Source organism: Serratia ficaria (assembly GCF_900187015.1).
Lineage (GTDB): Bacteria > Pseudomonadota > Gammaproteobacteria > Enterobacterales > Enterobacteriaceae > Serratia > Serratia ficaria.
In genome coordinates, this window is sequence record NZ_LT906479.1 from 4,560,945 (window position 1) to 4,587,422 (window position 26,478).

Consider the following 26,478-nt stretch of genomic DNA (forward strand, 5'->3'; position numbering starts at 1 on the left):
GTGAGCGTTCATTTTCGGTAGTGGCTCCACAGAGAGAAGGTATTTGCAACGGACAAACGCTGACCGATCCGTTGTTCATTATGCAAACATGACCAGAGATTCATGACGTCTATCACATTCGGCGCAACGCAGATTCCCAAGCGGCACGACAACGGCTAGATTTATCTCATCCGACCACTTGTGTTCACATAATTATAACAACGGGCCCCGATTTCACCCGATGGAGAGTGCAATGAGCAATTACCCCCACCTGCTGGCGCCGCTGGATCTCGGCTTCACCACCCTGAAAAACCGGGTGCTGATGGGATCGATGCATACCGGCCTGGAAGAGCTGCCCGATGGCCCCGAGCGCATGGCGGCCTTCTATGCCGAACGCGCGGCCGCCGGCGTGGCCCTGATCGTCACCGGCGGCATCGCCCCCAATGAAAAAGGCGTGGTGTATCGCGGCGGCTCGACCCTCAGTCGCGAGGAGCAGGTGGATCACCATCGCACGGTGACCGACGCCGTCCATCGGGCCGGCGGCAAGATTGCGCTGCAGATCCTGCACGCCGGGCGCTACAGCTATCAGCCGCAGCCGGTGGCGCCTTCCGCGCTGCAGGCGCCGATCAACCCCTTCGCCCCCGCGGCGCTGAGCGAGGCGGAGATTGAGCAAACCATCGCCGACTTCGCCCGCTGCGCGGCGCTGGCGCAGCAGGCCGGCTACGACGGGGTCGAGGTGATGGGTTCCGAAGGCTATTTGATCAACCAGTTTCTGGCGGCGCGCACCAACCAGCGCGACGACGCATGGGGCGGCAGCTTCAGCAACCGCATGCGCTTTGCCGTCGAGATAGTCCGGGCGGTGCGCCAGGCGACCGGCGGCGAATTTATTCTGATCTACCGCTTGTCGATGCTCGATCTGGTGGAAGACGGCTCCAGCTGGCAAGAGATAGAGCAGCTGGCGCTGGCGATTGAGCGGGCGGGCGCCACCATTATCAACACCGGCATCGGCTGGCACGAGGCGCGCATCCCGACCATCGCCACCATGGTGCCGCGCGCCGGCTTCAGCTGGGTAACCCGCAAACTGATGGGCAAGGTCGGCATTCCGCTGATCACCACCAACCGCATCAACGACCCGGCGGTGGCCGAGCAGGTGCTGGCGGACGGCTGCGCCGATATGGTGTCGATGGCGCGCCCGTTCCTCGCCGACGCCGCCTTCGTGCAGAAAGCCGCCGAGGGGCGCGCCGACGAGATCAACACCTGCATCGGCTGCAATCAGGCCTGCCTCGACCAGATTTTTGAAGGCAAACTCACCTCCTGCCTGGTGAACCCGCGCGCCTGCCGCGAAACCGAGATGCCGCTGACGCCGGCGGAGCGGCCGAAAAGGCTGGCGGTGATCGGCGCCGGGCCGGCCGGGCTGGCCTTCGCCACCGCCGCCGCCGGCCGCGGCCACCGGGTGACGCTGTTCGATGCCGCGGAGCAAATCGGCGGCCAGTTCAATATCGCCAAACAGATCCCCGGCAAGGAAGAATTTCACGAAACCCTGCGCTACTTCCGCCGCCAGCTGGTACTGCGCGAGGTTGAAGTCAGGCTGGGCAAACGGGTCGAAGCGGCGGAGTTAAGCGAATTCGACGAGGTGATCCTGGCCTGCGGCATCGTGCCGCGCACCCCGGACATCCCCGGCATCGGCCACGCCAAGGTGCTGACCTACCTCGACGTGCTGCGCGACAAGAAGCCGGTCGGCCCGCGGGTGGCGATCATCGGCGCCGGCGGCATCGGCTTCGACACCGCCGAATACCTCAGCCAGCACGGCGTCTCCAGCAGCCTGGATCAGGCGGAATTCAACCGCGAATGGGGCATCGACGGCAGCCTGGAGCAGCGCGGCGGGCTGGCGCCTCAGGGGCCGCAGGCGCCACGGGCGGCGCGCCAGATCTATCTGCTGCAGCGCAAAACCAGCAAAGTCGGCGAAGGCCTGGGGAAAACCACCGGGTGGATCCACCGCGCCAGCCTGGCGATGCGCGGCGTCAAAATGCTCAACGCCGTAAGCTATCGGCGCATCGACGATGAGGGCCTGCATATTTCCCGCGCCGATCGGCAAAGTTGCTTGCCGGTGGATACGGTGATTATCTGCGCCGGGCAGGAGCCGCGCCGCGAGCTGCAGCAGCCGCTGCTGGCGATGGGGAAAACCGTGCATCTGATCGGCGGCGCAGACGTGGCCGCCGAGCTGGACGCCCGCCGCGCCATCGATCAGGGCACGCGGCTGGCGATGGCGCTATAAAAAAAGGGGCGCGTTGCGCCCCTCGTTCACTCAGCGCCGCGCGCCGGATTTCACCGCTTTCAGTATCACGAACTTCTTGTTGGACGCCACCAGGGTGCAGTTGCCGAACAAACGCTTCAGCTTCTGGTGGTAATCCAGATGGCGGTTGCCGACGATGCGCAGTTCGCCGCCCACCTGCAGGCAACGCTTGGCGTCGCAGAACATCTGCCAGGCGGTATGGTCGGTAATGGCGTGCTGCTGGTGGAACGGCGGGTTGCACAGCACCGCCTGCACGCTTTCGCGCTCGATGCCCGCCAGCGAGTTGTTCACCTCGAACTGGCAGCGGTCCAGCTCCTGCGGCAGGTTGTGCTCCACGTTCAGCTCGCTGGAAGCCACCGCCATGTAGGATTCATCGACGAAGGTCACCTGCGCCTCCGGGTTCTGCTGCAGCGCGACCAGGCCAATCACGCCGTTGCCGCAGCCCAGATCGACAATATGGCCGTTCAGGCCGTGCGGCAAATGCTCCATAAACAACCGAGCGCCGATATCCAGGCTGCCGCGCGAAAATACGTTGGCGTGGTTGTGGATAAGCCAATCGCTGCCGTCCAGCGTCCAGTTGGTGGTGTCCGGTGCCGCCGGCGGCACGATGTCCGCCGCCTGGCAGTAAATCAGCCGCGCCTTTTTCCACGCCAGGCTGGTGCGGGTTGGGCCCAGGACCTTTTCGAACAGCTGCAGGGTCGAGGTATGCACGTCGCGCGCCTTGGCGCCGGCGACGATCAGCGTATCCGGGGTCACCACGTCACGCAGTGCGCGCAGTTGCTGTTCCAGCAACGCCAACGCCTTGGGGATGCGGATCAGCACCACCGCCGGCGCCGCAGGCAGCTCGGCCAGGCTGTCCAGCAGATGCACCTGCTCGGGATCCCGTTCGTTGAGCTTCAGATTGTGGCGCGTCGCCAGCTGGCTCATGTAGGAATCGCTGATGCTGTACGGCCGATGGGCGTGCAATGCGCAGGCCAGGGTGCCGAAATTGTCGTTGAAAATCAGCACCGGGCGGCCGCCGATATCTACGTTTTCAAGCTGTTGCAGCAGATACTCATCCGCCGCTTCCCACGCCTGCAACTGGGTGGCTTCTTCCTGTTGGGGATAACGTTCCAGCTCAAGTTGCTGTGTTCCCAGATCGAGTTGGCTCATCGCCCCTCCTGACTGATAAAAATTTGGGCTGTTTATCCCCTAAAAACGCCCGTCAGTAAAATGTTTTTTCGGATAAATTGCGTATTGTGCCGCGTATCTGAAAACCCATGCCCCTTTTCCCCTTTAACAACATTAACCTTCCTTGCCCGCACGTCCATGTCGACGTTTTTTTAACCTGACGGGGTGTAACTTTAAATGTTACACTGCCAATCCCTATGGAAGGGGGAAGCATGATTAAATCTTTCCGCGATCGCTATCTGGAGCAGTTCTATCTGGAAGGCATGCGCAGCCGTCTGATTCCCGGTATGCTCGAACGGCAGTTGGCCAGAAAGCTCGATATGTTGGCGGCCGCGCAGCAAGAGCGCGATTTGCATCACCCCACGGGCAACTATTACAAGCGGCTGTCGGGGCCGTTTCAGGGATGGTCAAGTCTGCGCGTTAATATGCACTGGCGGCTGATGTTCCAGTGGCGGCATGATGCCGCTGAAAGAATTTACCTCGATCCTCACCAAGATACCTGAACGAGGGGGACCCCATGTTGGAAACCACGACTCGCGAACCCACCACGGTGGGGGAAGTGCTGCAGGAAGAGTATTTAACGCCGTTGGGCATCGGCCAGGAAGAACTGGCGAAGGTACTGGGCGTTACCCGCGCCACCGTTAACCGCCTGTGCAATGGGCATCGGCGCATGAGCGTTGCCGAGGCCAACCTGTTTGCCGATCTGTTCGAAACGACCGCCGACTTTTGGCTGAACCTGCAGGCGGCGCACGATCGCTGGGAGGCCAGACAGGCCGATGCGCAACGTGTGCGGCTTCGGCCAATCAAAGAAATACTGGGACGCAATATCACTCATGCATGACATCGAGCTCGCTTACCTGCAAGGCTACCCAACGCATCTGCAAAGCCAGGTGCAACAGCTTATCCACCAGCAACGGCTGGGCGACGTGCTGCTGCAGCGCTACCCGCAGGTGCATGACTGCACCACCGACAAGTCGCTGTATCAGTTTACCGTCGATCTGAAAAACCAGTACCTGCGCAATGTGCAGCCGCTGAGCAAGGTGGCCTACGACGGCAAGATCCAGGTGATGAAACACGCGCTGGGCATGCATACCGCCATTTCGCGCGTGCAGGGCGGCAAGCTGAAGGCCAAGGCGGAAATCCGCGTGGCGACGGTGTTCAAAGTGGCGCCCGAACCCTTTCTGCGCATGATCGTGGTGCACGAGCTGGCGCACCTGAAGGAAAAAGATCACAACAAGGCGTTCTACAGCCTGTGCTGCCACATGGAGCCGAACTACCATCAGCTGGAGTTCGATACCCGGCTGTATTTGACCCACCTCTCGCTGTTCGGCAAGCTGTATGCATAACGAGTTGGAGCGTGATAATCTGAATTTTTAGGCTTGGGCACCGGAGCTGGTCATGATTCGCTTTGCCGTCGTCGGCACCAACTGGATTACCGAACGTTTTATCGATGCCGCCCATGAAAGCGGCAAACTGAAGCTGAGCGCGGTCTATTCGCGCAGGCTGGAACAGGCGCAGGCGTTTGGCGCCAACTACCACGTCGATCTGTTTTTTGATTCCCTGGAGGCGATGGCCCAGTCCGACGCCATAGACGCGGTGTATATCGCCAGCCCCAATTCCCTGCACTGCCCGCAATCGCTGCTGTTCCTGCAGCATAAAAAGCACGTGATTTGCGAAAAGCCGCTGGTGTCCAACCTGCGCGAAGCCGAACGGCTGGTGGCCTGCGCCCGTGAAAACCAGGTGGTGCTGTTTGAGGCGTTCAAAAGCGCCTATCTGCCGAATTTCCTGAGCTTGCGGCAAGCGCTGCCGAAAGTCGGCCCGCTGCGCAAAGCCTTCATCAACTATTGCCAGTACTCGTCCCGTTACCCGCGCTATCTGGCCGGTGAAAACCCCAATACCTTCAACCCGCAGTTCTCCAACGGGTCGATCATGGACATCGGCTACTACTGCCTGGCCAGCGCCGTGGCGCTGTTCGGCGCGCCGCAGTCGGCGATCGCCAGCGCGACGCTGCTCGAAACCGGCGTTGACGCCCACGGCACCGTCTGCCTGAACTACGGCGATTTCGACGTTACCCTTTCCCACTCCAAGGTCAGCGATTCGCACATCCCGAGCGAGATCCAGGGAGAGGAAGGCACGCTGACCATCGACAAGATATCCGAATGCCAGGGCGTGGCGCTGACCCCGCGCGGCGGCCAGCGCCAGGATCTGACCCAGCCGCAGCACATCAACACCATGCTGTATGAGGCGGAGGCTTTCGCCGATCTGGTGGAAAAAAACCAGGTGGAGCATCCGGGGCTGGAAAATTCGCTGATCGTCGCCCGGCTGCTGACCGAAATCCGCCGCCAGACCGGCGTGGTGTTCCCTGCCGACGGAGAATGAGATGAAGCCGCTACTGTTGATGCAGACCGGCGATGCGCCGGACGTCATTCGCCGGGAACAGGCCAATTTTGAAGGCATGTTCCTGCAACAGGGGAATATCAGCGCCGAACGCGTGCACATCGTGCACCTGCCGTCCGGCGAACTGCCGCTGCCGCCGACGGAGTATTGCGGCGTGGTGATCACCGGTTCGCCGGCGATGGTGACCGAGCAACTGCCGTGGAGCGAACGGGCCGCCGACTGGCTGCGGCAGGCGATGTCGATCGCGCTGCCGCTGTTTGGCGTGTGCTATGGCCACCAGCTGCTGGCCTATGCGCTCGGCGGCGAAGTCGGTTATCACCCGCAGGGCATGGAGGCCGGCACGCTGGAAATTGAACTGCTGCCCGCGGCGGCCAACGATCGGCGGCTTGCCTTCCTGCCGCCGCGCTTCAAGGCCAATCTGATCCACGCGCAGAGCGTGCTGACGCCGCCCGCCGGCGCAGAGCCGCTGGCCCGCTCTCGGCAGGACGCCTGTCAGATCCTGCGCTATGGCGATCGCGCGCTGACCACTCAGTTTCATCCGGAATTCAACGGCGCGGTGATGCATCAGTATCTGGACTGGCTCGGCGAGCTGCACCCCGAACAGCGGGAAGCGTATCGGCTGCAGCAGCAACAGGTTAGCGATACCCCGTTCAGCCGCCTGCTGCTGCAGGGCTTCGTCGTCAGCCTGGGGGCGCAAAAAGCCCTCGCCGGCTAGCGCGATAAACGTTGACCGCCGACACATTTTGCATTACTTTCTGCTCTGCAAAGGGGAGTAACTTTTATACCCAATGGATTTCAAGGTGCGGCAAGGCGGCAACCGAAGGAGTCCCCGGAAGCTTGGACTGACTAAGTGACTGGGGTGACAGAGGGCAGCCAACGCGGCGGCGGTTTGAAAGACGAAGGGTATCTTGCCGGTCAATCGTCATTACGATGCGCAAGCATCCGGTTACCGGGCAACCTGATGTCACAGGTTTACCCAAACCTTCATCAACGTTGTAAGTGAGACCTTGCCGGAAGGCGAGGTTTGCTTGCAGCGTTCACAGAGCGGCTAGCGTCTTCCGACGTTGGCCGTTTTTGTTTTTGAAGGATATCTCTGATGATGAATACCGTTGGCACACCTTGGTTATGGGGCAGCTTCGCCGCCGTCATAATCGTGATGCTCGCAATCGATTTATTGCTGCAGGGCCGTAAAGGCGCGCACACCATGACGCTGAAGCAGGCCGCCAGCTGGTCGCTGGTGTGGGTCAGCCTCTCCCTGCTGTTCAACTTCGCTTTCTGGTACTACCTGAACGAAACCGCCGGCCGCGCCGTCGCCGACACCCAGGCGCTGGCCTTCCTGACCGGTTATCTGATCGAAAAAGCGCTGGCGGTCGATAACGTATTCGTCTGGCTGATGCTGTTCAGCTATTTCGCCGTACCGGCCAATCTGCAACGGCGGGTGCTGATCTTCGGCGTATTGGGCGCTATCGTGCTGCGCACCATCATGATCTTCGCCGGCAGCTGGTTGGTGTCCCAATTCCAGTGGCTGCTGTACCTGTTCGGCGCCTTCCTGCTGTTTACCGGCATCAAGATGGCGCTGGCGAAGGAAGATGATTCGGCGATTGGCGACAAGCCGCTGGTGAAATGGCTGCGCAGCCACCTGCGCATGACCGACAACCTGGAGGGCGAGCGCTTCTTCGTGCGCCGCAACGGCATCCTGTTCGCCACCCCGCTGGTGCTGGTGCTGATCCTGGTGGAGCTGAGCGACGTGATCTTCGCGGTCGACAGCATTCCGGCTATCTTCGCCGTCACCACCGATCCGTTTATCGTGCTGACCTCCAACCTGTTCGCCATCATGGGGCTGCGCGCCATGTACTTCTTGCTGGCCAGCGTGGCGGAGCGTTTCTCGATGCTGAAGTACGGTCTGTCGGTGATCCTGGTGTTTATCGGCATCAAGATGCTGATTATCGACTTCTTCCATATCCCGATCGGCATATCGCTGGGCGTAGTGGCCGGCATTCTGACGCTGACGCTGGCGATCAACGCCTGGGTTAACCGTCGCAACGATCGACTGGCGAAGAAATCGCCATAATCTGTTATCCGGGGCGCTAGCCGCCCCGTGATTGTTTGGCAATTCGCCCGAAACGCCAAATGTTATTGCGATCACACAAATGTAACCAGTATGTTATCAAGAGTTGATCCGCGCTCAGAATTTCCCCTTGCCCCCTTTCCATACCCATCCAATTGCTGAATACTGATTCGGCAAACACACTTGGTTACAGATGCACATAAAGACGCCCGGCGACGTTCGCGCCGAGGTGAAAAAGTCTGTACGCAACATCATCGGGAAGACAACGCATCATGCAAAAATTACTACAAAGGATCATACAGGGCAGCCTGGTCAAACAAATCATGGTCGGCCTGGTGGCCGGCATTATCCTGGCGCTGATCTCGCCGGCGGCGGCATCGGCGGTGGGGCTGCTCGGCGCCCTGTTCGTCGGCGCGCTGAAAGCGGTGGCGCCGGTGCTGGTGCTGATTTTGGTGATGGCCTCGATAGCCAACCATAAACACGGCCAAAAGACCAATATCCGCCCGATCCTGTTCCTCTACCTGCTGGGTACCTTCGCCGCGGCGCTGGTGGCGGTCGGCGTCAGCTTTATCTTCCCTTCCAATCTGGCGCTGGTGACCGGCAACGCCGACGTCAACCCGCCCGGCGGCATCGTGGAGGTGCTGAAAGGCCTGCTGATGAGCGTGGTGGCCAACCCGTTCCACGCGCTGATCAACGCCAACTATATCGGTATCCTGGCCTGGGCCGTCGGGTTGGGGCTGGCGCTGCGCCACGCTTCCGACACCACCAAAGCGCTGATCAACGACATGTCGAATGCGGTCACCCTGGTGGTGCGCGCGGTGATCCGTTGCGCGCCGCTGGGCATTTTCGGCCTGGTGGCCTCGACGCTGGCGGAGACCGGTTTTGGCGCGCTGTGGGGCTATGCCCAGCTGCTGATGGTACTGATCGGCTGCATGCTGTTGGTGGCGCTGGTGCTGAACCCGCTGATCGTTTACTGGAAGATCCGCCGCAACCCCTATCCGCTGGTGTTCGCCTGCCTGCGCGAAAGCGGCGTGACCGCCTTCTTCACCCGCAGCTCGGCCGCCAACATTCCGGTGAACATGGAGCTGTGCAGGAAGCTGAACCTGAACGAAGACACCTATTCGGTATCCATTCCGCTGGGCGCCACCATCAATATGGCCGGCGCGGCGATCACCATCACCGTACTGACCCTGGCGGCGGTGCACACCCTGGGCATCGCGGTCGACGTGCCGACCGCCCTGCTGTTGAGCGTGGTGGCCGCGCTCTGCGCCTGTGGCGCCTCCGGCGTGGCCGGCGGTTCGCTGCTGCTGATCCCGCTGGCGTGCAACATGTTCGGCATTCCAAACGACGTGGCGATGCAGGTGGTGGCGGTCGGCTTTATCATCGGCGTGCTGCAGGATTCGGCGGAAACCGCCCTCAACTCCTCCACCGACGTGCTGTTTACCGCCGCGGCCTGCCAGGCGGAAGATCAGCGCCTGGCGAATGAAGATCCGCTGAAAGTGCGTTAATCACTAACGCTGTTCCGCAAGGCGCTCCTCGGGGGGCGCCTTTTTTTCGACCGCAAAAGGGTCGATGCCGCGCAGCTGCAGGCGGCGGAAGCGAATGATATTGAAGCCGTTCATGAGCAGGAAGCTGCCCTCAATCAGCGAGCCGCCGATCGACCCCAGCCAAACATTATGCGTCACCCAGCAGGCGGTGGAGCACCACATCACGCAGCGGGTGGTCAGGCCGCGGGTGCGGAACAGCGCGTAGGTGCTGATTGAGGTGCCGAAGATCGGCAGCAGTTCGATGGCGTGCTGAAAGCGCGTCAGGCCGATAGTCAGCGTCAGGCCGATAAACAGCCACATCACCCACAGGCTGCGGGTGCGCATGGAAACCAGATTGCGGCAGGCGCTGAGCAACGCGCTGCTGCCGGCGGCGCTGGCGCCCATCAGGAAGAAATGGATGCCGATGATCAGGCTGTAGCCCGACAGCTGCAGCTTGAAGCGCTGGTCATCGCGGTTGAAAAAGCTGGTGATGCCAACCAAAAAAGCCAGCACGCCAACGGCCTGAGCAAACCAATAAAACGTCATGAAGGATCCTGCAGCGGGAGAGGGCAACATAGAAAGTGAAACGCCGTTTTATGTTACTCCCGCCGCGGCGGCTTTACAATGTCACCCCGCTTTTAAAAATCGCCAACTCACGGAAATCGTTCGCTTCATTGCAGGCCGGCCGGCCGTTGGCGATCGCGACGATCAGGTCGACGAACTGCGTCAGCAGGCTGTCCATCGGCGTGCCGTGGATCAGGCTGCCGGCGTCGAAATCGATCCAGTGCGGCTTTTTCGCCGCCAGTTCGCTGTTGGTGGCCAGCTTGACCGTCGGCACGAAGCCGCCATACGGCGTGCCGCGCCCGGTGCTGAACAGCACCATATGGCAGCCGGCGCCGGCCAGCGCGCTGGTCGCCACCGCATCGTTGCCCGGTGCGCTAAGCAGATTCAGCCCCGGCCGACGCAGCCGCTCGCCGTATTTCAGCACGTCCACCACCTGGCTCTGCCCCGCCTTCTGGGTGCAGCCGAGCGACTTCTCTTCGAGCGTGGTGATGCCGCCGGCCTTGTTGCCCGGCGAAGGGTTCTCGTAAATCGGCTGCTGGTGAGCGATAAAATACCGCTTGAAGTCGTTGACCATGCTGACGGTTTTGTCGAAGGTCGCCCGATCGCGGCAACGGCTCATCAAAATGCGTTCGGCGCCGAACATCTCGGGCACCTCGGTCAGTACCGTAGTGCCGCCGTTGGCGATCACATAGTCGGAAAAACGCCCCAGCAGCGGGTTGGCGGTGATGCCGGACAGGCCGTCGGAGCCGCCGCATTCCAGGCCGAACTTCAGCTCGCTCAGCGTTCCCGCCACGCGCCGATCGTCGCGCATCTCCCGGTACAGCGCATGCAGCAACGCCAGCCCGGCCTCGACCTCGTCGTCCTGCTGCTGGCAGACCATAAAGCGCACCCGCTGCTCGTCCTCCATCCCCAGCGTCGCGCGGAAGGCGTCCACCTGGTTGTTCTCACAGCCCAGGCCAATCACCAGCACCGCGCCGGCGTTGGGGTGGCGCACCATATTTTGCAGCATGGTACGGGTATTTTCATGATCCTGCCCCAGCTGCGAACAGCCAAACGGGTGGCTGAACAGATGCACGCCGTCGATCCCCGCCGCTTCCTGCGTTTCCTTCAGGAAACGTTGCTGGATCTGGCGGGCGATGCCGTTGACGCAGCCGACGGTCGGCACAATCCACAGTTCGTTGCGGATGCCCACCTCGCCGTTGGCGCGCCGGTACAGCTGCACCTCGCGATCCGCCGCCTGCGGCGGCAGCGCAGGAAACTGCGGCTGATACTGATAGTTGTCCAGATCGCTCAGGTTGGTTTTGGCGTTCTGCGAATGAATGTGTTCGCCCGGCGCAATGGCCGTCAGCGCATGGCCGATAGGCAGACCGTACTTGATGATATCCTCGCCTTCGGCGATCGGCCGCAGCGCAAACTTGTGCCCGCGCGCCACCGGCTGCGGCAGCCGGATCGCCAGCTCGGCCAGCGTCAGCGACTCGCCGGCCGCCAGATCGCGCAGCGCTACCGCCACATTATCTTGTGAATGAATTTTTACGATGCTTTGCATAAACCAACCTTGGGCAGCGGCTACGCCAGTTCAATGGCGAAATAGTTTTTGGCATTGTCGAAGCAGATGTTTTTCACCATTTCGCCGAGCAGCGCGATGTCGGCCGGCGCTTCGCCGTCGGCCACCCAGCGGCCGATCATCTGGCAGAGAATGCGGCGGAAATACTCATGGCGCGTATAGGACAAAAAGCTGCGGCTGTCGGTCAGCATGCCGACGAAGCGGCTCAGCAGGCCGAGCTGCGCCAGCTGCGTCATCTGGCGCTGCATGCCGTCTTTCTGATCGTTGAACCACCAGCCGGAGCCAAACTGCATCTTGCCCGGCGTGCCTTCCCCCTGGAAGTTGCCGACCATGGTGCCGATCACTTCGTTGTCGCGCGGGTTGAGGCAGTAGAGGATGGTTTTCGGCAGGCCGCCCTGGCGCGCCTGGGCGTCCAGCAGACGCGACAGCGGCTCCGCCAGCGGCCGGTCGTTGATCGAATCGAAACCGATATCCGGCCCTACGCTGGCCAGCATGCGGCTGTTGTTGTTGCGCAGCGCGCCGATGTGGTACTGCTGCACCCATTCCCGGCGCCGGTATTCGCCGGCCAAAAACAGCAGCACCGCGCTTTTGAACTGCGCGCTCTGCGCCGGCGTCGGCAGCGTGCCGCTCAGGCGGCGGCTGAGGATCGCGTCCAGCGCCGCTTCGTCGGCTTCGCCATACACCACCACGTCCAGCGCGTGGTCGGCCACCTTGCAGCCGTGCGCGGCGAAGTGGTCCATGCGTTTTTTCAATGCGTCGCACAGCGCGCCGAAGCGGCCGATGCTGAGGTCCGCCGCCGCTTCCAGCCGCTGCAGATAATCGTTGAAGCCCGGCGCGTCGATATTGAACGCCTTGTCCGGCCGCCAGCTCGGCAGCACCCTGATGTCGAAACTCCGATCTTCGGCAATCGCCCGGTGATGACGCAGATCGTCGATCGGATCGTCGGTGGTGCCGACCATTTTCACCTTCATCTGCTGCATGATGCCGCGCGCGCGGAAATCGTCCTGCGCCAGCAGCGCGTTGCCGCGTTGCCAGATGTCGTCCGCCGTCGCCGGAGAAAGCAGCGTGCCGGTGATGCCGAACGGCCGGCGCAGCTCCAGATGGGTCCAGTGGTACAGCGGATTGCCGATGGTATGCGGCACGGTGGCGGCCCAGGCGTCGAATTTCTCGCGATCGCCGGCATCGCCGGTGCACAGGCGTTCGGCCACGCCGTTGGTGCGCATCGCGCGCCATTTATAGTGATCGCCCTTCAGCCAGATATCGTACAGGTTGCTGAAACGGGTGTTTTCGGCGATCTGTTCCGGCGGCAAATGGCAGTGATAGTCAAAGATCGGCTGGTCCGCCGCGTAATCGTGATACAAGCGCCGGGCAAATTCGCTGTCCAGCAGAAAGTCTTCGCTTAAAAACGTCGCCATATCAGGCTCCTCACCTTGCTTGCCGTTCGGTACCGGGGTCAATGCGCAAAAGTTATCACACCAATTCAACCGGGCGTCCAGCAAAATTTTGCCGTAGCCGTCATAAACAGGCGCCTCCAACCGCAGTAACGGTCGTTTTTTCGGCAAAACCACGCCAATAACGCAGTATCGCGCCGTGAATATTATTACCCAATTGAAAAATGGCTTTTGTGATGTCACTCAACTTTTAAATCTGTATGACAAGTTATTGTCTCGCCACTCCGCCGTACCTTCGGCCGCGCATATTCAAGACTGGGAGACATTTCGCATGCGTAAAATTAAAGGCTTACGCTGGTACATGATTGGGCTGGTGACCGTCGGCACCGTGTTGGGCTACCTGACGCGCAACGCCATCGCCGTCGCGGCGCCGACGCTGGAAGGCACCCTGCATATCACCACGCAGCAGTATTCCTATATCGTCGCCGCCTACTCAGCCTGTTATACGGTGATGCAGCCGGTGGCGGGCTACGTGCTGGACGTGCTCGGCACCAAGGTCGGCTACGCGATGTTCGCCATTCTGTGGGCGATATTCTGCATGGGCACCGCGCTGGCCAACAGCTGGGGCGGGCTGGCGCTGGCGCGCGGCGCGGTCGGCATGGCCGAAGCGGCGATGATCCCCGCCGGGCTGAAGGCCAGCAGCGAGTGGTTCCCCGCCAGGGAACGGTCGATCGCCGTGGGGTATTTCAACGTCGGTTCGTCGATCGGCGGCATGATCGCCCCGCCGTTGGTGGTATGGGCGATAGTGGCGCACAGCTGGGAGATGGCGTTCATCATCACCGGCGTGCTGAGCCTGATCTGGGCCATCTGCTGGCTGATTTTCTACAAGCATCCGAAAGATCAGCAGAAGCTGAGCGACGAGGAGCGCGATTACATTCTGGCGGGCCAGGAGGCGCAGCATCAAACCAGCAATGCCAAAAAAATGTCCGCCTGGCAGATCCTGCGCAACCGCCAGTTCTGGGGCATCGCGCTGCCGCGCTTTCTGGCTGAACCGGCCTGGGGTACCTTCAACGCCTGGATCCCGCTGTTCATGTTCAAAGCCTACGGCTTTAACCTGAAAGAGATCGCCATGTTCGCCTGGATGCCGATGCTGTTCGCCGATCTCGGCTGCATCGTCGGCGGCTACCTGCCGCCGCTGTTCCAGAAATATTTCAAGGTCAACCTGATCGTCTCGCGCAAGCTGGTGGTGACGATGGGGGCGGTGCTGATGATCGGCCCCGGCATGATTGGCCTGTTCACCAGCCCTTACGCCGCCATCGCGCTGCTGTGCGTCGGCGGATTCGCCCACCAGGCGCTGTCCGGCGCGCTGATCACGCTGTCTTCAGACGTGTTCGGCCGCAACGAAGTGGCGACCGCCAACGGCCTGACCGGCATGGCGGCCTGGACGGCGAGCACCCTGTTCGCCCTGGTGGTCGGCGCGCTGGCCGACACCCTGGGCTTCAGCCCGCTGTTCGCCGCGCTGTCGGTGTTCGATATTCTCGGCGCGATCGTTATCTGGACGGTGCTGCAAAACCGCCCCGCCGCCCAGCCGGACGAAGCCGCGCTGCAGCCGGCCCCGGCGCGCAGCTGATCCCCCGCCCGGCCGCCGCGCCGGGCCCCTTCAGCCACTGGCAGCACCGCCGAATAAGTGGTATAACAAATCTGTTGGCCCTGTGCCCCTTCCCACCGCACCCTATAGAGCATTCACTATGGAATTCACTGAAACCCGACGCCTGTATCAGCAACTGGCCGCCGAGCTAAAACAACGCATCGAAAGCGGCCGCTACCCGGTAGGCGACAAGCTGCCGGCCGAGCGATACATCGCCGAGGAGATGAACGTCAGCCGCACCGTGGTGCGCGAAGCCATCATCATGCTGGAAGTGGAAGGCTACGTCGACGTGCGCAAGGGCTCCGGGATCCACGTGGTATCCAACCAGCAAAAGCACCTGGTGGTGCCGGGCGACAGCATTGAATTCGCGACCGCCGGGCCCTTCGAGCTGCTGCAGGCGCGCCAGCTGATCGAGAGCAACATCGCCGAATTCGCCGCCACCCAGGTGACCAAGCAGGATATCGTGCAGCTGATGGAGATCCAGGAGCACGCCCGCAAGGAAGACCGCTTCCGCGACTCGCAGTGGGATCTGAAATTCCACGTGCAGGTGGCGCTGGCCACCCAGAATACCGCCATGGCCACCATCGTGGAGAAAATGTGGGTGCAGCGGGTGAACAACCCCTACTGGATAAAACTGCACGAGCATATCGACGAGCGTTCGATCGCCAGCTGGTGCGACGATCACGATCAGATCCTCAAGGCGCTGATGCGCAAGGACCCCTACGCCGCCAAGCTGGCGATGTGGCAACACCTCGAGAACACCAAGCAGATGCTGTTCAACGCCACCAGCGATGACTTCGAATACAATGCCGATCGCTACCTGTTCGCCGAGAATCCGGTGGTGCATCTGGACGGGATCGGCGGCGAACATAAATGACCCAGGCGGTCAAAAACCGTCGGGTTATGTCAGGTAATGTAAAATCCGCTGAATCGATGCCGGAACGGCCGTTTGCCGTGTAATATTTCACCTCCGGCAACATAGATTTCCCTGTTGCCAATCGTGCTATTTTGGTAGAGTTAGCCCACTTTTTTACCCATTGCTGCGGGGGCGGAACGCGAATACATGCGCTGGTTGTTTGCCATGCTTATTGCTCTTTGTTGCTGGACCGGTTCGGTCTCCGGCCAAAAGCTATGTCTGGCGTCACCCAAGCCTACCCCGAGCGCACTGAGCAGCCTGCCTTCGCTGGCGGATCCGGTGCTTTCCCCCTATGATCAGGTTTATCGATCGCCGGCTGAAGCAGGCCGCAAGGTTCCCGGCAAATTGCCGCTGCTGCTGCCCAGGGCGCACTCTTTCCCCGGCTCGCTGCTTGCCTCCGCCCAGTTAGTTCCGGCCTATACCCTGGCTGCGGAACTGGGCCACCGAATCCGCACTCCCCGCCAGGACGCCCCGGCGCCAAACCGACTTTCTCAGGTCGACTGGACGCTGCACTCCTCACCTCAACAGAGCAGGCAGGGCGGCTGGAAAGAAAGTAACATGCAGTACCGTGGCACGCTGACTTACCACATATGACCGGTGTCGCACCGATTAGAACCCTTAAAAGCAACGCCGTTTCATCGTTATCAGCACTCAGGATCGCCGCGCGCTTCCAGGCCACGTCCGCTCCGCCGCTGAAAAAACAAACAATGACGTTTTAGGAACACCGGATGGACATCATTAAAGAACTGATACATGCCTTATGGCAGCAGGATTTTGAAACGTTGGCGAACCCTTCGCTGGTGTGGACGCTGTATATCCTGCTGTTTATGATCCTGTTTTTAGAAAACGGCCTGCTGCCGGCGGCCTTCCTGCCGGGCGACAGCCTGCTGATCCTGGTGGGCGTGCTGATCGCCAAAGGCACCATGAATTTTCCGCTGACCATCCTGATCCTCACCGTCGCCGCCAGCCTGGGGTGCTGGGTCAGTTACATACAGGGCAAGTGGCTCGGCAACACGCGCACGGTGCAGGGTTGGCTGTCGCACCTGCCGGCCCACTACCACCAGCGCGCCCATCAGCTGTTCCACCGCCACGGGCTTTCCGCGCTGTTGGTCGGCCGCTTCCTGGCCTTCGTGCGCACCCTGTTGCCGACCATCGCCGGCCTGTCCGGCCTGAGCAACGCGCGCTTCCAGTTCTTCAACTGGATGAGCGGCCTGCTGTGGGTGCTGATCCTGACTTCGCTGGGCTTCGCGCTGGGCAAAACCCCGGTGTTCCGCAAATATGAAGACCAGCTGATGTTCTGCCTGATGCTGCTGCCGTTGGTGCTGCTGGTGGTCGGGCTGGTCGGCTCGCTGATTGTGCTGTGGCGCAAAAAGCGCGCGGACAGCCAGAACCCGGAGAAAGGGGCGTGATGACGAAGCGTCCGCGCTGGCAATACGTTCTGTTGATCGCCCTCGCCCTGCTGGCGCTGGCCACGCTGCTGGTGCCCTGCATGGTGCGCACCGAGAGCGAGCTGCGCATCCGCGCCAATCAGCAAGGCCTGTCGCTGCCGGACGGTTTTTACGTCTACCAGCGCCTGGACGCGCGCGGCATTCGCATCAAGAGCATCACGCCGGAAGGCGACGGCCTGGTGATCCGCCTGGATTCGCCGGAACAGCAGCTGCTGGCGCGCGAAGCGCTGCAGACGATCCTTCCCCCCGGCTACAGCATCGCGCTGAGCGAAGCCCCCGTGCCCTCGCATTGGGTACGCGAATTTGCACGTTCCCCGCTCAATCTGGGATAATACCCCTTCACCTGAAGGGGTTTCCTTTCACTTGCGCTTTTTGTTCGATAATTAATCAGTCAATCGCGGATTTCGGCTGATTCTTTGGGGATCTGCAGGTTTCACGACTATGCTGAAGGTTAGCGTCAGTCGGCCCGGCAGTCCCCTGTCGCACTGCCGACGGCGGCAGTCAGGAAAGGCGGATGCGTACCAATGCATCCCACTAACAAGGAACCGACCCATGAAATTACGCCACTCACTGTTACTGGCTCTCCCCTTATGCGCATTACCGGCCCTGTCGTTTGCGGCGGAGGGCGGCTGCGCCGCCAAGGCACAGGACATCCAACAGCAAATCGACTACGCCACCCAGCACGGCAACACCCACCGCGTGGCCGGGCTGAAAAAGGCGCTGAGCGAAGTGCGGAGCAACTGCACCGAAGCGGGCCTGCAGGCCGATCACCAGAAAAAAATCGAAGAAAAACAAAGCAAGGTTGCTGAACGTCAGCAAGAGCTGAAAGCCGCCCAGCAAACCGGCAACCTGGAAAAGGTCGCCAAGAAACAGCAAAAGCTGGCGGAAGCGCAGGCCGATCTGAAACAGGCTCAGGCGGAATAATTTTTTACACCAGCGGATTTATCGCCGAGAGCCGCATCACACGGGATTTTTGCTATATATAAAACCGATGACTGGTTTTATCGACTAGCCATCAGCCCTTTGCTCCGGCGAAAAAATCCGCTATGTTGAAAGTCTGTCGCAATTAACGTTAAGGAATTAATCACATGGCACATGATTCAAATGCAGAAAACTTACGCGCTGAACTGAGGTCCTTAGCCGACACGCTGGAAGAAGTGCTGAACTCTTCCACCGACAAGCCGAAAGCCGAGCTGGAAAAGCTGCGCTCAAAGGCACAAGACAGGTTGAAAGACACCCGCGCCCGCCTGAGCGACGCCGGGGACAAGCTGGCTTCGCAGACCAGGCAGATCGCCGGCCAGGCGGATGATTACGTGCGTGATAATCCGTGGACCGGCATCGGCATCGGCGCTGCGGTGGGCGTAGTGCTGGGCGTTCTGCTCGCGCGCCGCTGATTATGGCTGAACAACCGCAAGTTCGCGCTCAGGGCCCCGCCAAAGGGGTCCTGGATATCGGCCAGCGCATCATCACCCTGCTGGTCGGCATGGTCGAAACCCGGGTCCGTTTGGCGGTGGTCGAGCTGGAAGAGGAGAAAGCCAACCTCATCCAGCTGCTGATCATGGCCGGCATGACCCTGTTGTTCACCGCCTTCGGCCTGATGAGCCTGCTGATCCTGATCTTCTGGGCCATCGATCCGGTCTATCGCCTGATGGCGCTGGGCGCCACCACCGGCGTGCTGCTGTTCCTGGCCGCGGTCGGCACCCTCTGGACGCTGGTCAAAGCCCGTCGCACCACCCTGCTGGGCGCCACGCGCAAACAGCTGGAAATCGACCGCGCCGAGCTGGAGGGCGATCAATGAGCCGCAGCCGCTATCTGGAATGGAAAAAAGCGAGGCTGATTCGGCAGATCCAGCAGCAGCGGCTGGATCTGGCCGAGAATAAAACCCTGTGGCTGGAAAAGACCGAGCGCATCGACCGCGGCTGGCAAACGGTGTTCGGCCTGCGCCGTTATCTGGTGCTCGGTTCCAGCGTCATGGCGCTGTACGGCATTCGCCACCCCAGCAAGATGATCCGCTGGTCGCGCCGCGCCTTTGGCGCCTGGAGCGCTATTCGCTTGTTCAAAAAGACGTTTTCCGCCAAGTAACGCCGCCGCAGTTCCTTCAATTCTCTCGTTGCTATGCCCCCGGTTTTTCTCAAATTCACAGGTTCCGCCGACGGGGGCCGGGCAACCTGCTGATTATCGGCAATTTGTTAGCAGGCTAAAGATTCAGATTTTTTGAAAAATTACGACAGTTTTACTTGCTAACAAACCGAGCACTTCCCGCTTAACATTCACTCCATCAATACGACACGGGCAAAGCCGGGCCAGATACCCGGCACACCGCCCCTCGACATGACAAACGCCGGACAGGCGCACCACACCACTTTGGAGTAGATGATGAAAAAATTAGAAGATGCAGGTTTGCTGGTTGCCCGTATTTTGATGCCAATCCTGTTTATCGTGGCGGGTTACGGCAAAATGGGTGACGCCTATGCCGGCACCCAACAATACATGCAATCGATGGGCGTGCCTGGCTTCTTGCTGCCGCTGACCATCCTGCTGGAGTTCGGCGGCGGTCTGGCGATCCTGTTCGGCTTCCTGACCCGCACCGTGGCGCTGTTCACCGCCGGTTTCACCATCCTGACCGCGCTGCTGTTCCACACCGACTTTACCAACGAAGTCAACCCTTTGATGTTCATGAAAAACCTGACCATCGCCGGCGGCTTCATCGTGCTGGCGGTAGCCGGCCCGGGCGGCTTCAGCATCGACCGCATTCTGAACAAGAAGTGGTAATCTAAACTGTACTCAGGTTTAGCGCTCAGGGTCCGGCTTGCCGGACCCTGTTGCTTTTCAACTCGCACACCAAGGAGACTCCCATGGGACAACTCGTCGATGGCGTTTGGCAAGACATCTGGTATGACACCCAATCTACCGGCGGCCGTTTCAAACGCTCAACCGCCCAGTTCCGCAATTGGGTGACCGCCGACGGCCAGCCGGGCGAACACGGCGCCGGCGGTTTTAACGCCGAACCGGACCGTTATCACCTGTACGTTTCCCTCGCCTGCCCCTGGGCGCACCGCACCCTGCTGCTGCGCCAGCTGAAAGGGCTGGAACAGATCGTTCCGGTCTCGGTGGTGCATCCGCTGATGCTGGAAAACGGCTGGGCCTTCGGCAAAGATTTTCCCGAGGCGACCGGCGACCGATTGTATAACTCAGACTTCCTTTACCAGCTCTACCTGCGCGCCGATCGCCATTACACCGGGCGCGTCACCGTGCCGGTGCTGTGGGACAAACGGCAACAGACCATCGTCAGCAACGAGTCCGCCGATATCATCCGCATGTTCAACAGCGCCTTCGACGGCGCGGGCGCCCGCGCCGGCGATTACTATCCGACCGAACTGCGCGGCAAGATAGATGAGCTGAACGGCTGGATCTACGATCGGGTGAACAATGGGGTGTACAAGGCCGGTTTCGCCACCAGTCAGGCGGCCTACGACGAGGCGGTCAACGGGGTATTCACCGCGCTGGAGCGGCTGGAGCAGATCCTGGGGCAACATCGTTATCTGACCGGCGACCGCCTGACCGAGGCCGACCTGCGGCTGTGGACCACGCTGGTGCGCTTCGATCCGGTGTACGTCACCCACTTCAAGTGCGACCAACACCGCATCAGCGACTATCTCAACCTGTACGGCTTCCTGCGCGACATCTACCAGATGCCGGGCATCGCCGAGACGGTCAGCCTGCCGCATATCCGCAACCACTACTACCGCAGCCACGCCACCATCAACCCGCACGGCATTATTTCCATCGGGCCGGCGCAGGATCTGGATGAGCCGCACGGCCGCGATCTGCGCTTCCGCTAGCGGATATCCCCTTGCCGCAACGGCAAGGGGATCATGCGGTTATTGGCGCTCCTGCTGGGCGAACAGCCGCGGAATTTCACGCAGGAACCAGGCTTTGGCTTCCCCCATGCTGTCGCGCCGCCAGGCCATGATGATATCGGCCTCGCGGCTGTATTCCGGCCCCACCACCCGCAGCCGCCCGGCTTCGATGTCTTTTTCCACCATCGGGTACGGCATGGTCGCCACCCCCAACCCGGCCAGCAGCGCCAAGCGTTTGTCTTCGATGGTGCTGACCGTCAGACGCTGCTGCTTGTCGAGCAGCTGAACGGTCAACACCGGCCGCTCGCGGGCGGTGTCCGCCACGGCGATGCCGCGGTACTTCACGCGCGTCACCTCGGACAACGGCTCCGGCTCCAGATGGATCGGGTGATCCGGCGCGGCCACGTAGACGCTCATCACCTTGTACAGCTTGCGGGTGTTGATCTCCGATGACGCGCGAAAATGCATGTCCGGCGCGATCACGATGTCGGCCCGCCCCTGCTCCAGACGCTCCCAGGCGCCGGCCAGCACTTCGGTGAAAATCGACACCTGGGTATTGGCCTTCAGCGCCAGTTTGTCTATCAGCGGGAACAGCCTGCTCGGCGGCGACAGCGCCTCGCTGACGATGGTCAGGTGGGTTTCCCAGCCGCGCGCCAGCGCCTCGGCGTCGGTGGTCAGCTTATCCGCCGCCTCCAGCAGCACCCGGCCGCGCTCCAGCAGCATGCGCCCCACGTTGGTGAACTTGGTTCGATGGCCGGAACGGTCGAACAACACCACGTCCAATTCTTCTTCCAATTTTTGCATGGTGTAGCTGAGCGCCGAGGGCACCCGCCCCAGCTCATCGGCGGCCGCAGCAAAGCTGCCGCGTCGGTCGATCGCATCCATAACCCTTAACGCTTCAAGCGTTAACGCCCGATCTCTGGCCATCGAATCCCTCTGTCAGGAAATTTGAATATGCCGACCAGATTAACTGGCTAACAATCCGGCGTCCAGATGCTTACCATCTTAATATACCCAATAGATTTCGGGCGGCGGCAAAGCGGCAATCGAGAGAGGCCGACGCCGCGGCCAGAAAGATGCAGGGAAGAATGAATTTAGAGAGCCGATTGCCATGATTACATGCAGAACAGCACAACAATGCGGGCAAGCTGACTTTGGTTGGCTGCAGGCTCGCTACACCTTTTCCTTTGGCCACTACTTCGATCCCAAGCTGATGGGCTACGCCTCGCTGCGGGTGCTGAATCAGGAAGTGCTGGCGCCGGGCGCCGCGTTCCAGCCGCGCACCTACCCCAGCGTGGATATCCTCAACCTGATCCTGCAGGGGGAAGCGGAATACCGCGACAGCGACGGCAGCACGGCGCGCGTCAAAGCCGGCGAAGCGCTGCTGCTGGCCACGCAGCCGGGCCTGAGCTACAGCGAACAGAACGTCAGCGGCGATACGCCGTTGACCCGCCTGCAGCTGTGGCTGGACGCCTGCCCGGAACGCAGCAACGAACGGGTGCAGCGCCTGACGCTGCCGGCGGAGGGCAACCTGCTGCTGGCCTCGCCGGACGGGGCGCAGGGCAGCCTGCAGCTGCGCCAGCAGGTGTGGATCCATCATCTGGACCTGCAGCCGGGCGAGCAGCATACCTTTACGCTGAACGGGCCGCGCGCCTATCTGCAGTCGATCCACGGCACCCTCGCCGCCAACGGCGAACGCCACGACGGGCAGCGCCTGACCTGCGGCGACGGCGCGTTCATCCACGAGGAACATCGCCTGACCCTCCGCGCCGAGACGCCGCTGCGCGCGCTGTTGATCGACCTGCCGGTGTAAACGCCGCCGGAAACGAAAAACCCCGCGCAACGTGCGTTGCGCGGGGTTTTCTTTATAGAGGGAGTTGACCGGTAAGCCGGGTTCTGTCGTGGACAGTCATTCCTCTAGGCCAGCAATCGCTCACTGGCTCAAGCAGCCTACCCGGGTTCAGTACGGGCCGTACCATGTGAACCCCTATTTGGCCTTGCTCCGGGTGGAGTTTACCGTGCCACGAACTGTTGCCAGCCGCGCGGTGCGCTCTTACCGCACCCTTTCACCCTTACCTGATCCCGCTTGCGCGGGCCATCGGCGGTTTGCTCTCTGTTGCACTAGTCGTAGGCTTGCGCCTCCCAGGCGTTACCTGGCACCCTGCCCTATGGAGCCCGGACTTTCCTCCCCTCCATCTGTCTCCCCGAAGAGGACGGCAATGAAGCGGCGACTGTCTGGTCAACTCCGGCGCGGATAGTAGCGTCGCCGTCGCGACAGGTCAACCGCTTTACTGCTGTTGTTGCTCTAATGCGTGCTTGTACAGCGCATTTTTCTTCACGCCGTGGATCTCCGCCGCCAGCGCCGCCGCTTTTTTCAACGGCAGCTCTTTCTGCAGCAGCGCCAGCGTGCGCAGCGCCTCGAGCGGCAACGCATCCTCCTGCGCCTTGTGGCCTTCGACGATCAACACCATTTCACCGCGGCGGCGCACCTCGTCTTCCAGCACCCAGGCCAACAGTTCGCCCACCGGCGCGCCGTAGATGGATTCCCAGGTTTTGGTCAGTTCGCGCGCCAGCACCACGTAGCGCTGCGGCCCCCAGACGGTGACCATGTCCTGCAAACTTTCCAGCAGGCGATGGGTGGATTCATAGAAAATCAGCGTGCGAGGTTCCTCTGCCAGCGCCATCAGCGTATCCTTGCGGCCCTTGGTTTTGGCCGGCAGGAACCCTTCGTAGCAGAAGCGGTCCGAGGCGACGCCGGCGGCGCACAGGGCGGTAGTCGCCGCACAGGCGCCCGGCAGCGGCACCACGCGGATGCCGGCTTCGCGGCAGCGGCGCACCAGGTGATAGCCGGGATCGTTGATCAGCGGCGTGCCGGCGTCGGAAACCAGCGCGATGCTCTGGCCTTCCTGCAGCTTCGCCAGCAGTTGATCGGCCTTTTGTTGTTCGTTATGGTCATGCAGCGCAAACAGCCGCGCGCTAATCGCAAAGTGTTGCAACAGCAACCCGGTATGGCGCGTATCTTCCGCCGCAATCAGATCAACGCTTTTCAGTACCTCTAACGCGCGGTGGGTAATATCGCCCAAATTGCCGATTGGAGTGGGCACCACATACAGCGTTGATGCAGAAATGACTGATTGTTGGTGTTGATTCATTGTTTCATCCGGGTTGCCGATTTAATATTGAGCATCTTGAAAAAAACATCACTGGATACAGTATGCTTTCCTCAACATTCGTTCGTACCAAAGCAGGGCGCTCCAAGCCTGTCCGACTCACCGCAGTTATCGCGGCAGCCCTTTTCCTGGCAGGCTGTCCAAGTCGGGCCCCGCAAACGCCGCCCGCCAATATACAGGACGAAGCGAGCGCCAGCTCCGATTACTATCTGCAGCAGCTGCAGCAAAGCAGCGATGATAACAAGGCTGACTGGCAATTACTTGCTATTCGCGCGCTGATGCGTGAAGGAAAGCTGCCGCAGGCCGGTGAGCAGCTGAACCAATTGCCGAAAAACCTCAACGGCGCGCAACAGGCGGAACGCCAGCTGTTGACCGCCGAACTGCAGGTGGCCAACAAGAGCTACGTCAGCGCCCGCAGCACCCTGGGCCATCTGGACAGCGGCGAGCTGTCGACCAACCAGCTGGTGCGCTTCTATCAGGCGCAGATCGCCGCCAACCAGGGCAAAGCCTCGCTGCCGCTGATCCGCGCCTATATCGCGCAAGAGCCGCTGCTGAACGATAAAGCGCACCAGAACAACCTGGACCAAACCTGGCAGGCGCTGCTGCAGCTGACGCCGCAGGACATGACCAGCCTGGTGATCAACGCCAACGAGAACGTGCTGCAAGGCTGGCTGGACCTGCTGCGGGTCTATCAGGACAACAAGCAGGATCCGGATCTGCTGAAGGCCGGCATCAAGGACTGGCAAAACCGCTACCCGCAGAACCCGGCGGCCAAAACCCTGCCGACCCAGCTGAACCAGGTGCTGAACTTCACCCAGGCCTCCACCTCGAAAATCGCCCTGCTGCTGCCGCTGAACGGCCAGGCGAAGGTGTTCGCCGAGGCTATCCAGCAGGGGTTTGAAGCCGCGAAAAACGGCGTCTCCGCGCCAGCGCCGGCTCCGTCGCAGCCGCAGCAACCGACCAACAGTCCGGATCAGGCGGCGCCGGCCGAGCAGACCGCAGCTACCGCCGGCGACATCAACGCCAACGGCGCGGTCAGCACCTCGGCACAGCCGGCCGATCGGCCCGCAGTGGCCGCTGCGCAGCCTGCCGCCCCGTCCAGCGCGCCGATTACCCCGCCGCAGGCCGCCAACGCGCAGGTGAAGGTGTACGACACCTCCAGCCAGCCGCTGGCCGCGCTGCTGAGCCAGGCGCAGCAGGACGGCGCCACCCTGGTGGTCGGCCCGCTGCTGAAAGAAAACGTCGACCAGCTGGCCGGCAGCAACACCACGCTGAACGTGCTGGCGCTCAACCAGCCGGAAACGCCGAAGGACAATCCGAATATCTGTTACTTCGCCCTGTCGCCGGAAGACGAAGCGCGTGACGCCGCGCGCCATATCTGGGAGCAGCAAAAGCGTCAGCCGCTGCTGCTGGTGCCGCGCGGCGCCTTCGGCACCCGCGTCGCCAATGCCTTTAATCAGGAGTGGCAGTCGCTGGGCGGCCAGACCGTGCTGCGCCAGGATATCGGCTCCGCCGGCGAACTGCGCCAAATGGTGAACAGCGGCGGCATCCGCATGTCCGGCACGCCAATTTCCACCGCGCCGGCACCGCAAAGCGTGACCATCGCCGGGCTGACCATTCCGGCGCCGCCGAGCGATGCGCCGGCCGCCTCGGGCGGCAGCGTCGATGCGGTGTATATCGTCGCCACCCAATCCCAGCTGACGCTGATCAAGCCGATGATCGACATGGCCACCAACTCGCGCGGCAAGCCGGCGATGTACGCCAGCTCGCGCAGCTACCAGGCCGGAGCCGGCCCGGACTTCCGTCTGGAGATGGAAGGCCTGCAGTTCAGCGATATCCCGCTGCTGGCCGGCGCCAATCCGCAGCTGTTGCAGCAGGCCAGCTCCCGCTTCCGCAGCGACTATTCGCTGGTTCGCCTGTACGCCATGGGGATGGACGCCTGGACATTGGCCAATCACTTTGCTGAAATGCGCCAGCTGCCCGGCTTCCAGGTTTCCGGCACCACCGGCGTGCTCACCGCCTCCCCAAGCTGCGTGATCAACCGCAAGCTGCCTTGGCTGCAGTACCGTCAGGGCCGGGTTGTTCCCGTCTCTTGAGTCAACGCGCCACGGGGGCGGGCTATGAGTCATTGGCCCGCCGCCATCTGGAACGCGCCGGGCTCACCTTTTGCGCGGCCAACGTCGCGCTGCGCGGCGGCGAGCTGGATCTCATCATGCGCGATGGCCAAACCTGGGTGTTCGTCGAGGTGCGCTATCGCCGCAATGACGCCTTCGGCGGCGCGGCCGCCAGCGTCACCTACCGCAAACAACAGCGGCTGCTGCACGCCGCCGCCGTCTGGCTGGCGGGGCGCGGAGCCAGCTTTGACACATCATCTTGCCGTTTTGATGTTTTGGCCTTTACCGGTAGCCAGTTAGAATGGATACCCAACGCCTTCAATGCGGATTAATCGTGGTTTACCGGTGCAGACCGGCCCTTTGACTTAGT

At 61.5% G+C, this 26,478-nt stretch carries 28 protein-coding genes and 1 other RNA gene; 22 read left to right on the plus strand and 7 right to left on the minus strand.

Features of this window, described 5'->3' with window-relative positions:
* The first annotated feature begins 232 nt into the window (after positions 1–232).
* Positions 233–2,254 (plus strand): NADPH-dependent 2,4-dienoyl-CoA reductase, encoded by a 2,022-nt coding sequence (locus CKW09_RS21360; RefSeq protein ID WP_095099340.1) that lies wholly within the window; start codon positions 233–235, stop codon positions 2,252–2,254.
* 30 nt (positions 2,255–2,284) lie between these two features.
* Here CKW09_RS21360 and rlmG read toward each other — a convergent pair whose 3' ends face one another.
* A complete protein-coding gene (rlmG, locus tag CKW09_RS21365) occupies positions 2,285–3,424 on the minus strand; it encodes a 23S rRNA (guanine(1835)-N(2))-methyltransferase RlmG (RefSeq protein ID WP_095099344.1) in 1,140 nt (379 codons plus the stop codon).
* A 230-nt stretch (positions 3,425–3,654) separates the two neighbouring features.
* On the opposite strand from rlmG, the gene CKW09_RS21370 reads away from it, so the two are divergent.
* From CKW09_RS21370 to sstT, 7 genes are all read left to right on the plus strand, one after another.
* Complete coding sequence (locus tag CKW09_RS21370) at positions 3,655–3,945, plus strand: type II toxin-antitoxin system RelE/ParE family toxin (protein ID WP_061797174.1); 291 nt, start codon at positions 3,655–3,657, stop codon at positions 3,943–3,945.
* A 14-nt stretch (positions 3,946–3,959) separates the two neighbouring features.
* A complete protein-coding gene (locus CKW09_RS21375; protein ID WP_015379150.1) occupies positions 3,960–4,283 on the plus strand; it encodes a HigA family addiction module antitoxin in 324 nt (107 codons plus the stop codon).
* The gene (locus CKW09_RS21380) at positions 4,276–4,788 is read left to right on the plus strand and encodes a M48 metallopeptidase family protein (RefSeq protein ID WP_095099347.1); all 513 of its coding nucleotides are present in this window, start codon (positions 4,276–4,278) and stop codon (positions 4,786–4,788) included. Before CKW09_RS21375 ends, CKW09_RS21380 begins: the two co-directional genes overlap by 8 nt.
* A 52-nt stretch (positions 4,789–4,840) precedes the next feature.
* A complete protein-coding gene (locus CKW09_RS21385) occupies positions 4,841–5,821 on the plus strand; it encodes a Gfo/Idh/MocA family protein (protein ID WP_095099350.1) in 981 nt (326 codons plus the stop codon).
* Position 5,822: 1 nt separating this feature from the next.
* Positions 5,823–6,554 (plus strand): glutamine amidotransferase, encoded by a 732-nt coding sequence (locus tag CKW09_RS21390; protein ID WP_095099353.1) that lies wholly within the window; start codon positions 5,823–5,825, stop codon positions 6,552–6,554.
* A gap of 384 nt (positions 6,555–6,938) precedes the next feature.
* Positions 6,939–7,910: a TerC family protein gene (locus CKW09_RS21395; RefSeq protein ID WP_115939816.1), complete on the plus strand. Its 972-nt coding sequence runs from the start codon at positions 6,939–6,941 to the stop codon at positions 7,908–7,910.
* Positions 7,911–8,179: 269 nt separating this feature from the next.
* Complete coding sequence (gene sstT, locus CKW09_RS21400) at positions 8,180–9,415, plus strand: serine/threonine transporter SstT (protein WP_061797168.1); 1,236 nt, start codon at positions 8,180–8,182, stop codon at positions 9,413–9,415.
* A 3-nt stretch (positions 9,416–9,418) separates the two neighbouring features.
* On the opposite strand, the gene CKW09_RS21405 is transcribed toward sstT, so the two are convergent.
* The 3 genes from CKW09_RS21405 to uxaC all read right to left on the minus strand — a co-directional run bounded on the left by CKW09_RS21405 (position 9,419) and on the right by uxaC (position 12,976).
* Positions 9,419–9,979, minus strand: coding sequence for a YgjV family protein (locus CKW09_RS21405; RefSeq protein WP_061797166.1), 561 nt, complete (start codon positions 9,977–9,979; stop codon positions 9,419–9,421).
* 73 nt (positions 9,980–10,052) lie between these two features.
* Positions 10,053–11,543: a UxaA family hydrolase gene (locus CKW09_RS21410; protein ID WP_095099356.1), complete on the minus strand. Its 1,491-nt coding sequence runs from the start codon at positions 11,541–11,543 to the stop codon at positions 10,053–10,055.
* Positions 11,544–11,563: 20 nt separating this feature from the next.
* Positions 11,564–12,976, minus strand: a complete 1,413-nt coding sequence (uxaC, locus tag CKW09_RS21415) for a glucuronate isomerase (RefSeq protein WP_061797164.1) — start codon at positions 12,974–12,976, stop codon at positions 11,564–11,566.
* 307 nt (positions 12,977–13,283) lie between these two features.
* On the opposite strand from uxaC, the gene CKW09_RS21420 reads away from it, so the two are divergent.
* From CKW09_RS21420 to CKW09_RS21470, 11 genes are all read left to right on the plus strand, one after another.
* Positions 13,284–14,582 (plus strand): MFS transporter, encoded by a 1,299-nt coding sequence (locus tag CKW09_RS21420; protein WP_061797163.1) that lies wholly within the window; start codon positions 13,284–13,286, stop codon positions 14,580–14,582.
* Positions 14,583–14,700: 118 nt separating this feature from the next.
* Positions 14,701–15,477, plus strand: coding sequence for a transcriptional regulator ExuR (exuR, locus tag CKW09_RS21425; RefSeq protein WP_095099359.1), 777 nt, complete (start codon positions 14,701–14,703; stop codon positions 15,475–15,477).
* Positions 15,478–15,663: 186 nt separating this feature from the next.
* Entirely contained in the window at positions 15,664–16,110 is a 447-nt protein-coding gene (locus CKW09_RS21430; RefSeq protein ID WP_073970291.1) for a hypothetical protein, read from the plus strand.
* Positions 16,111–16,244: 134 nt separating this feature from the next.
* Positions 16,245–16,925 carry a DedA family protein gene (locus CKW09_RS21435; protein ID WP_061797160.1) on the plus strand — a complete coding sequence of 227 codons (681 nt, stop codon included), beginning with the start codon at positions 16,245–16,247 and terminating at the stop codon, positions 16,923–16,925.
* Complete coding sequence (mzrA, locus tag CKW09_RS21440; protein WP_061797159.1) at positions 16,925–17,296, plus strand: EnvZ/OmpR regulon moderator MzrA; 372 nt, start codon at positions 16,925–16,927, stop codon at positions 17,294–17,296. The genes CKW09_RS21435 and mzrA overlap by 1 nt, the downstream gene beginning before the upstream one ends.
* A gap of 220 nt (positions 17,297–17,516) precedes the next feature.
* A complete protein-coding gene (locus CKW09_RS21445) occupies positions 17,517–17,888 on the plus strand; it encodes a DUF1090 domain-containing protein (RefSeq protein WP_095099362.1) in 372 nt (123 codons plus the stop codon).
* Between the two features lie 164 nt (positions 17,889–18,052).
* Complete coding sequence (locus CKW09_RS21450) at positions 18,053–18,358, plus strand: DUF883 family protein (protein ID WP_061797155.1); 306 nt, start codon at positions 18,053–18,055, stop codon at positions 18,356–18,358.
* A 2-nt stretch (positions 18,359–18,360) separates the two neighbouring features.
* Positions 18,361–18,762 (plus strand): phage holin family protein, encoded by a 402-nt coding sequence (locus CKW09_RS21455; protein ID WP_095099365.1) that lies wholly within the window; start codon positions 18,361–18,363, stop codon positions 18,760–18,762.
* Positions 18,759–19,046, plus strand: coding sequence for a YqjK-like family protein (locus CKW09_RS21460; RefSeq protein ID WP_095099368.1), 288 nt, complete (start codon positions 18,759–18,761; stop codon positions 19,044–19,046). Before CKW09_RS21455 ends, CKW09_RS21460 begins: the two co-directional genes overlap by 4 nt.
* Positions 19,047–19,340: 294 nt before the next feature.
* Positions 19,341–19,736 carry a DoxX family protein gene (locus CKW09_RS21465; RefSeq protein WP_061797151.1) on the plus strand — a complete coding sequence of 132 codons (396 nt, stop codon included), beginning with the start codon at positions 19,341–19,343 and terminating at the stop codon, positions 19,734–19,736.
* 83 nt (positions 19,737–19,819) lie between these two features.
* Positions 19,820–20,806, plus strand: a complete 987-nt coding sequence (locus tag CKW09_RS21470; RefSeq protein ID WP_095099371.1) for a glutathione S-transferase family protein — start codon at positions 19,820–19,822, stop codon at positions 20,804–20,806.
* Between the two features lie 39 nt (positions 20,807–20,845).
* Here CKW09_RS21470 and CKW09_RS21475 read toward each other — a convergent pair whose 3' ends face one another.
* Positions 20,846–21,751: a LysR family transcriptional regulator gene (locus CKW09_RS21475; protein ID WP_061797148.1), complete on the minus strand. Its 906-nt coding sequence runs from the start codon at positions 21,749–21,751 to the stop codon at positions 20,846–20,848.
* Positions 21,752–21,935: 184 nt separating this feature from the next.
* Here CKW09_RS21475 and CKW09_RS21480 point away from each other — a divergent pair, with 184 nt between their 5' ends.
* A complete protein-coding gene (locus CKW09_RS21480) occupies positions 21,936–22,637 on the plus strand; it encodes a pirin family protein (RefSeq protein ID WP_095099374.1) in 702 nt (233 codons plus the stop codon).
* A 56-nt stretch (positions 22,638–22,693) separates the two neighbouring features.
* Here CKW09_RS21480 and rnpB read toward each other — a convergent pair.
* Together rnpB and rsmI are read right to left on the minus strand one after the other, a co-directional pair.
* An RNA gene (gene rnpB / locus CKW09_RS21485) (RNase P RNA component class A) lies at positions 22,694–23,071 on the minus strand.
* A gap of 41 nt (positions 23,072–23,112) precedes the next feature.
* Positions 23,113–23,976 (minus strand): 16S rRNA (cytidine(1402)-2'-O)-methyltransferase, encoded by an 864-nt coding sequence (rsmI, locus tag CKW09_RS21490; protein ID WP_061797145.1) that lies wholly within the window; start codon positions 23,974–23,976, stop codon positions 23,113–23,115.
* A 62-nt stretch (positions 23,977–24,038) separates the two neighbouring features.
* Between rsmI and CKW09_RS21495 the strand changes: the two genes are divergently transcribed.
* Positions 24,039–26,090: a penicillin-binding protein activator gene (locus tag CKW09_RS21495; protein ID WP_095099377.1), complete on the plus strand. Its 2,052-nt coding sequence runs from the start codon at positions 24,039–24,041 to the stop codon at positions 26,088–26,090.
* Positions 26,087–26,440, plus strand: coding sequence for a YraN family protein (locus tag CKW09_RS21500; RefSeq protein WP_095099380.1), 354 nt, complete (start codon positions 26,087–26,089; stop codon positions 26,438–26,440). The genes CKW09_RS21495 and CKW09_RS21500 overlap by 4 nt, the downstream gene beginning before the upstream one ends.
* The last annotated feature ends 38 nt before the right edge of the window (positions 26,441–26,478 follow it).

Coding starts and splice junctions, on each gene's coding strand:
- CKW09_RS21360 (WP_095099340.1), top strand. CDS start 233: ATGAGCAATTACCCCCACCTGCTGGCGCCGCTGGATCTCGGCTTCACC.
- rlmG (WP_095099344.1), bottom strand. CDS start 3,424: ATGAGCCAACTCGATCTGGGAACACAGCAACTTGAGCTGGAACGTTAT.
- CKW09_RS21370 (WP_061797174.1), top strand. CDS start 3,655: ATGATTAAATCTTTCCGCGATCGCTATCTGGAGCAGTTCTATCTGGAA.
- CKW09_RS21375 (WP_015379150.1), top strand. CDS start 3,960: ATGTTGGAAACCACGACTCGCGAACCCACCACGGTGGGGGAAGTGCTG.
- CKW09_RS21380 (WP_095099347.1), top strand. CDS start 4,276: ATGCATGACATCGAGCTCGCTTACCTGCAAGGCTACCCAACGCATCTG.
- CKW09_RS21385 (WP_095099350.1), top strand. CDS start 4,841: ATGATTCGCTTTGCCGTCGTCGGCACCAACTGGATTACCGAACGTTTT.
- CKW09_RS21390 (WP_095099353.1), top strand. CDS start 5,823: ATGAAGCCGCTACTGTTGATGCAGACCGGCGATGCGCCGGACGTCATT.
- CKW09_RS21395 (WP_115939816.1), top strand. CDS start 6,939: ATGAATACCGTTGGCACACCTTGGTTATGGGGCAGCTTCGCCGCCGTC.
- sstT (WP_061797168.1), top strand. CDS start 8,180: ATGCAAAAATTACTACAAAGGATCATACAGGGCAGCCTGGTCAAACAA.
- CKW09_RS21405 (WP_061797166.1), bottom strand. CDS start 9,979: ATGACGTTTTATTGGTTTGCTCAGGCCGTTGGCGTGCTGGCTTTTTTG.
- CKW09_RS21410 (WP_095099356.1), bottom strand. CDS start 11,543: ATGCAAAGCATCGTAAAAATTCATTCACAAGATAATGTGGCGGTAGCG.
- uxaC (WP_061797164.1), bottom strand. CDS start 12,976: ATGGCGACGTTTTTAAGCGAAGACTTTCTGCTGGACAGCGAATTTGCC.
- CKW09_RS21420 (WP_061797163.1), top strand. CDS start 13,284: ATGCGTAAAATTAAAGGCTTACGCTGGTACATGATTGGGCTGGTGACC.
- exuR (WP_095099359.1), top strand. CDS start 14,701: ATGGAATTCACTGAAACCCGACGCCTGTATCAGCAACTGGCCGCCGAG.
- CKW09_RS21430 (WP_073970291.1), top strand. CDS start 15,664: ATGCGCTGGTTGTTTGCCATGCTTATTGCTCTTTGTTGCTGGACCGGT.
- CKW09_RS21435 (WP_061797160.1), top strand. CDS start 16,245: ATGGACATCATTAAAGAACTGATACATGCCTTATGGCAGCAGGATTTT.
- mzrA (WP_061797159.1), top strand. CDS start 16,925: ATGACGAAGCGTCCGCGCTGGCAATACGTTCTGTTGATCGCCCTCGCC.
- CKW09_RS21445 (WP_095099362.1), top strand. CDS start 17,517: ATGAAATTACGCCACTCACTGTTACTGGCTCTCCCCTTATGCGCATTA.
- CKW09_RS21450 (WP_061797155.1), top strand. CDS start 18,053: ATGGCACATGATTCAAATGCAGAAAACTTACGCGCTGAACTGAGGTCC.
- CKW09_RS21455 (WP_095099365.1), top strand. CDS start 18,361: ATGGCTGAACAACCGCAAGTTCGCGCTCAGGGCCCCGCCAAAGGGGTC.
- CKW09_RS21460 (WP_095099368.1), top strand. CDS start 18,759: ATGAGCCGCAGCCGCTATCTGGAATGGAAAAAAGCGAGGCTGATTCGG.
- CKW09_RS21465 (WP_061797151.1), top strand. CDS start 19,341: ATGAAAAAATTAGAAGATGCAGGTTTGCTGGTTGCCCGTATTTTGATG.
- CKW09_RS21470 (WP_095099371.1), top strand. CDS start 19,820: ATGGGACAACTCGTCGATGGCGTTTGGCAAGACATCTGGTATGACACC.
- CKW09_RS21475 (WP_061797148.1), bottom strand. CDS start 21,751: ATGGCCAGAGATCGGGCGTTAACGCTTGAAGCGTTAAGGGTTATGGAT.
- CKW09_RS21480 (WP_095099374.1), top strand. CDS start 21,936: ATGATTACATGCAGAACAGCACAACAATGCGGGCAAGCTGACTTTGGT.
- rsmI (WP_061797145.1), bottom strand. CDS start 23,976: ATGAATCAACACCAACAATCAGTCATTTCTGCATCAACGCTGTATGTG.
- CKW09_RS21495 (WP_095099377.1), top strand. CDS start 24,039: ATGCTTTCCTCAACATTCGTTCGTACCAAAGCAGGGCGCTCCAAGCCT.